The sequence below is a fragment of the Caulobacter sp. P1_B12_2 genome (genome assembly GCF_056406675.1).
This window is the reverse complement of the sequence record NZ_JBFTZS010000334.1, coordinates 1-5250: the sequence shown is the minus strand read 5'-3', so window position 1 is coordinate 5250 and position 5250 is coordinate 1. Positions and strand designations below refer to the sequence as shown.

Below are 5250 nucleotides of genomic sequence, written 5' to 3'. Positions count from 1 at the left end.
GGCCGACACCGCGACCCAGAACCGCGAGCCCTCRCCGAGCGTGCTGACGACGCCGATCTCGCCGGCCATCTGGGTGACCAGGGCCTTGCTGATCGCCAGGCCCAGCCCGGCCCCGCCATAGCTGCGGCTGATCGAGCTGTCGGCCTGGGTGAAGCGACGGAAGAGAAGGGCCTGGACGTCCGGGGCGATGCCTATGCCGGTGTCGGCGACYTCGAACCGCAGGTCGCCCGGGCCCGGGCCTAGGATCAGCCGCGCGTCCACCCGGCCCTGGGCGGTGAACTTCAGCGCGTTGGCCAGCAGGTTCAGCAGCACCTGGCGCAGGCGGGTCTCGTCGAGGGCCAGGAGAACGGCCTCGTCGCCGTCGCCGGTCGTCTCGATCCGCGCCGACAGGGCCAGGCCCTTGGCCTCGGCGACCGGGGCGACGATGGCGACGGCGTCGCGCAGCAGGTCGGCGGGCGAGACGGGGGTCAGGGCCAGGTCCAGGCGGCCGGCCTCGACCTTGGCGAAGTCGAGCAGGTCGCCCACGATCTCGGCCAGGGAGCGACCGGCGCGGCCGACCAGGTCGAGGCGGCGGCGGCTTTCGGGCGACAGGGTCGGGTCGTCGCGGACCAGGGCGGCGAAGCCGAGGATGCTGTTGAGCGGGGTCCGGATCTCGTGGCTGATCGTGGCCAGGAAGTCGGACTTGGCCTGGTTGGCGGCCTGGGCCTTGGCCTGGGCGGCGCGGGCCGCGGCTTGGCGGCGGACCAGCAGGGCCTGCAGCCGCGTCTGCCGGCTCAGGGCCAGGGCGGCGGCCAGGCAGACGGCGTAGAGCACCAGGTGGAAGATCTGGGCGTGGCGCAGCGGCGGCACGGCGGCCACGGGGTCCAGTCCGGTCTTGTGGAGGATGGCTGGGATGGTCGCGGCCAGCGAACCGGTGACCAGCACCGCCGCCGCGCGCGGTCCGCCGCGAAACACCGCCAGCAGGGCGGGGGCGAACAGCAGAACCTGCAGGGAGACGTCGGCGGTGAACACGGTCACGGCGGTGGCCAGCACCAGCGCAAAGACCAGCACCGATTCCAGCGCGCTGACGCGGAAGCTGTCGCGATGGCGGCGGTCGAACAGGATCAGCAGGGTGGGCAGGGCGATGGCCACGCCCAGCACGTTGGAGGTCGTCCACTCGCTCCAGGCCCGCCAGAACGGGCCGCCGAAGCTCATCGACAGCAGGCCGTTGACGATGATCGAGGTGACGGCGGTCAGGCTGGTCGCCACGCCCGTCAGGGCCAGGAAGCCGCTCATCGACCGCACGCGGATCGGCAGGCGCGTCAGCCGCAGCAGGGCCGCCGTCACGGCGGTCTGCAGGGCGTCGAGCACGGTGATGGTCAGAACRAACCGCGGCGAGTCGCCGACCGACAGCTCCAGCACCACGTGCAGCACGGCGGTCAGGCCCAGAAGGGCCAGGCCGTGGCGGCGGTTGAGCAGCAGCAGGCCGGCGATCAGCACGGCGTTGGCGGTCCAGATCGTCGGGATGCGCTGGGCGGCTCCGGCCAGGAGCAGGCTGTAGGCCATGCAGGCGGCGTAGGCGAGCGTCAGGACCGCCAGGCGCCGGTGCGCCGGGTTCCAACCTCGTCTCGGGCTCGCCGCCATCCGCTTTCCCCACGCCATGGCCCGAGGATGCGCGCAAACCGTCGGTTTTGTATTAAGTCGGGCAGGCGACGCCTAAACATTCAGAGCGTGACGGGCGCCGAAACCGGCATCCACTTTCGGCTGTCACGCTCTCAGTCGATCCGGTTCAACTCGGTTCGGTATCGCTTCCAGTTCTCGACATAGTGCAGGGCCGAGGCCTGGAGCACGATGGCGTGCTGCTGCCCGATCTCGCGGACCACCTTGCCGGGCGCGCCCATGACCATCGAATTGTCGGGGATCTCCTTGCCCTCGGTGATCAGGGCCCCGGCGCCGATCAGGCAGTTCTTCCCGATTCTGGCGCCGTTGAGGATGATCGAGCCGATGCCGATCAGCGAGCCGTCGCCGATCGTGCAGCCGTGCAGCATCACCATGTGGCCGATCGTCACATTGGCCCCGATGGTCAGCGGGCTGCCGACGTCGGTGTGCAGTACTGAGCCGTCCTGAACGTTGCTGTTCTCGCCGATGTCGATCGGATCGTTGTCGCCGCGAACTATTGCCCCCCACCAGACGCTCGAATTCTTCCGCAGGATGACGTTTCCCATCACCTGGGCACTGGGCGCGATCCAATATTCGCCCTCCGGGGGAAGCGTGGGACCTAGGGCGCCCAAGGAATAGACAGTCATCCGTACACCTCGTGTTCTAAAATCAGGCAAGGCCTTAACGGCTCATAAACCATGCTCGCCCCATTGTGTTTGTGCGATTCGAGGGGGAACACTCCCATATCGGGAGACATTCTTCTCGTATCCGAGCCGCGTTCGATCGCCGATCGCGGCCTCCCGGTAAACGGAGACCTTGGGTGTCGGTTTTGGGGTTTGGGCGTTCATTACCGCCTTCGGGGGCAAGCTCCGAACCGCCCGGCCGCGCTCGCGTTTCCGTTTTTCTCCTCTCCACCTGCTCCAAGGACGTCGCCATTCGGCCGCGTCCTTTTTTCATGCCTGAATGGAGGCTTACATGACCAAGCGAGCTCTCAAGCGGATGGTGCGCGAAGGCGCGAACGACGCTGGCCGTTACGACGACGACGCCAAGGTGCGCCGCCTGCCGGTGGAGCATCGCCAAGCTTGGTCGCCGCTAGGCACGCCGGGGCATGAAGACAGGGACCAGAGTTACCTCAAAACGATCAAACCCAAATCGCCAGGCCAGGCCAGCCTGATGGAGGCGATCGACGACAAGAACCTGATCATGGCCCTCGGCCCGGCCGGCACCGGCAAGACCTACATCGCCATCGCCAAGGCCGTCGAGGCGCTGGAGGCCGGCAAGGTCGGCCGCATCGTGCTGTCGCGCCCCGCCGTCGAGGCCGGCGAGTCGCTGGGCTACCTGCCGGGCGACATGGAGGAGAAGCTGGCCCCCTATCTGCGGCCGCTCTACGACGCCATGAGCGACCGCCTGTCGGTCAAGCGGATGCGGTCCTTGATGGCCGAGGGGGCGATCGAGATCGCGCCGGTCGGCTTCATGCGCGGCCGCACCCTGAACAACGCCTTCGTGGTGATCGACGAGGCCCAGAACTGCACCTACATGCAGCTGAAGATGCTGCTGACCCGCCTGGGCTGGAACTCGACCATGGTGGTCACGGGCGACCCGAACCAGTCCGACCTGCTGCCGGGCATCTCGGGCCTGGGCGACGTGGCCGAGAAGTTCGAGGCGCTGGAGAACATCGCGGTGGTCCGTCTGGCCGACCGCGACATCGTCCGGCACCCGCTGGTCGCGGAAATGCTGGGCGTGCTCTGAACCTTGCCCTGAAAGGCGATTTGAAGGGTAACGCCAACCCGCGAAACGGGAAAATGCGGAACTAGGCTTGAGTTTGGGGCGGTCGGACGTGCAAGGTCCGACCGCCTTAACTGTTTTGGGACCCTTCATGTCGTCCGACGCCGCCGCGACTCCCCGTTCGGAGTTCACCATCCGAGGGGTGCTTCTCGGCATCCTCATCACCCTCGTCTTCACCGCCGCCCAGGTCTATCTGGGCCTGAAGGTGGGCCTGACCTTCGCCACCTCGATCCCGGCGGCGGTCATCTCGATGGCCCTGCTGCGGGCCTTCAAGACCGCGACGATCCAGGAAAACAACATCGTCCAGACCATCGCTTCGGCGGCGGGAACGCTGTCGTCGGTGATCTTCGTGCTGCCGGGCCTGCTGATGATCGGCTGGTGGAGCCACGTGCCGTTCCTGACCACCTTCGGCGCCTGCCTGGTCGGCGGGATCCTGGGCGTCATGTACACCATCCCCCTGCGCCGGGCCTTGGTGACCAATTCCGACCTGCCCTACCCGGAAGGCGTCGCCGCCGCCGAGGTGCTGAAGGTCGGCACCGGCTCGCGGGCCGGCGCAGCCGAGGGCGTGTTCGGCCTGGTCGCCGTGGTGCTGGGCACCGTGGCCTCGGCCGTGTTCGCCGCCCTGGCCGCCGCCAAGATCTTCGCCGCCGAGGTGGCGGGCTACTTCAAGGCCGGGGCCGGCGCGACCGGCCTGGGCGCCTCCAGCTCGCTGGCCCTGATGGGCGCGGGCCACCTGATGGGCATCACCGTCGGCGTCGCCATGTTCGCCGGCCTGGCCATCGCCTGGGGCGTTCTCGTCCCGGTGATGACCAGTCTGCACCCGATGCCGGGCGTCGATGTGGCCAAGCACGCCCTGACCGTCTGGAAGACCGAGGTGCGGTTCATGGGCGCGGGCGTCATCGGCGCCGCCGCCATCTGGACCCTGGGCAAGCTGGCCCTGCCGATCTGGGCCGGCCTGATGTCGGCCTTCGAGGCCAACAAGGCCCGCAAGGTGGGCGGCGCGGTGATCCCGCGCACCGAGCAGGACATTCCGATCGGCATCGTCGGCCTGGTGTCGCTGCTGCTGCTGGCTCCGGCCGGCTGGTTCCTGGCCAACTTCCTGACCGGCGGTCCGATCACCAGCCTGGCCGCGCCGCTGGTGGCCATCGGCATCGGCTATGTCGTGCTCGCCGGCCTGCTGGCCGCCGCCGTCTGCGGCTACATGGCCGGCCTGATCGGCTCGTCCAACAGCCCCGTCTCGGGCATCGCCATCCTGACCGTGCTGGGCGCTTCGCTGATGGTCGGCGTCGTCGGCCGCGGCGTGATCGGCCCCGACATCGCCAAGGCCCTGGTGGCCTACGCCCTCTATGTCACCACCATGGTTCTGGCCGTGGCCGTCGTGGCCAACGACAACCTGCAGGACCTGAAGACCGGCCAGCTGGTCGACGCCACGCCGTGGAAGCAGCAGGTGGCCCTGATCATCGGCGTCATCGCCGGCGCCATCGTCATCCCCTTCGTGCTCGAGCTGCTGAACCAGTCGAACGGCTTCTCGGGCGCGGCCAACCTGTCGACCGTCGCCGGCGCCAAGCCGCTGGACGCCCCGCAGGCGACCCTGATCTCGACCCTGGCCAAGGGCGTGATCGGCGGCGACCTGAACTGGAGCCTGCTGGGCTACGGCGCCAYGATCGGCCTGGGCCTGGTCATCGTCGACATCATCCTGCGCAAGTCCAGCAACGGCCGCTTCAGCCTGCCGCCCCTGGGCGTGGGACTGGCCATCTACCTGCCCAGCACCGTGACCGCGCCGGTCGTGGTCGGCGCCGTGATCGGATGGCTCTATGACAAGATGGT

The 5250-nt window shown here is 68.5% G+C and carries 4 protein-coding genes; 2 read left to right on the top strand and 2 right to left on the bottom strand.

The features are described 5' to 3' along the window. Together AC1DZ6_RS18355 and AC1DZ6_RS18350 are read right to left on the bottom strand one after the other, a co-directional pair. On the bottom strand, nucleotides 1-1623 hold a 1623-nt coding region (locus tag AC1DZ6_RS18355; protein ID WP_477098579.1), incomplete at its 3' end, for an ATP-binding protein. A 131-nt stretch (nucleotides 1624-1754) separates the two neighbouring features. After that, on the bottom strand, nucleotides 1755-2285 hold the full coding sequence (locus AC1DZ6_RS18350; protein WP_477098578.1) for a gamma carbonic anhydrase family protein: 531 nt from the start codon (nucleotides 2283-2285) through the stop codon (nucleotides 1755-1757). 316 nt (nucleotides 2286-2601) lie between these two features. Between AC1DZ6_RS18350 and AC1DZ6_RS18345 the strand changes: the two genes are divergently transcribed. After that, the gene (locus AC1DZ6_RS18345; protein WP_477098577.1) at nucleotides 2602-3387 is read left to right on the top strand and encodes a PhoH family protein; all 786 of its coding nucleotides are present in this window, start codon (nucleotides 2602-2604) and stop codon (nucleotides 3385-3387) included. A 127-nt stretch (nucleotides 3388-3514) separates the two neighbouring features. Beyond that, on the top strand, nucleotides 3515-5250 hold a 1736-nt coding region (locus AC1DZ6_RS18340), incomplete at its 3' end, for an OPT family oligopeptide transporter (protein WP_477098576.1).

Bases quoted from the DNA above. Each gene is read 5' to 3' on its own strand.
- AC1DZ6_RS18350 (WP_477098578.1), bottom strand. From the start codon at position 2,285: ATGACTGTCTATTCCTTGGGCGCCCTAGGTCCCACGCTTCCCCCGGAG.
- AC1DZ6_RS18345 (WP_477098577.1), top strand. From the start codon at position 2,602: ATGGAGGCTTACATGACCAAGCGAGCTCTCAAGCGGATGGTGCGCGAA.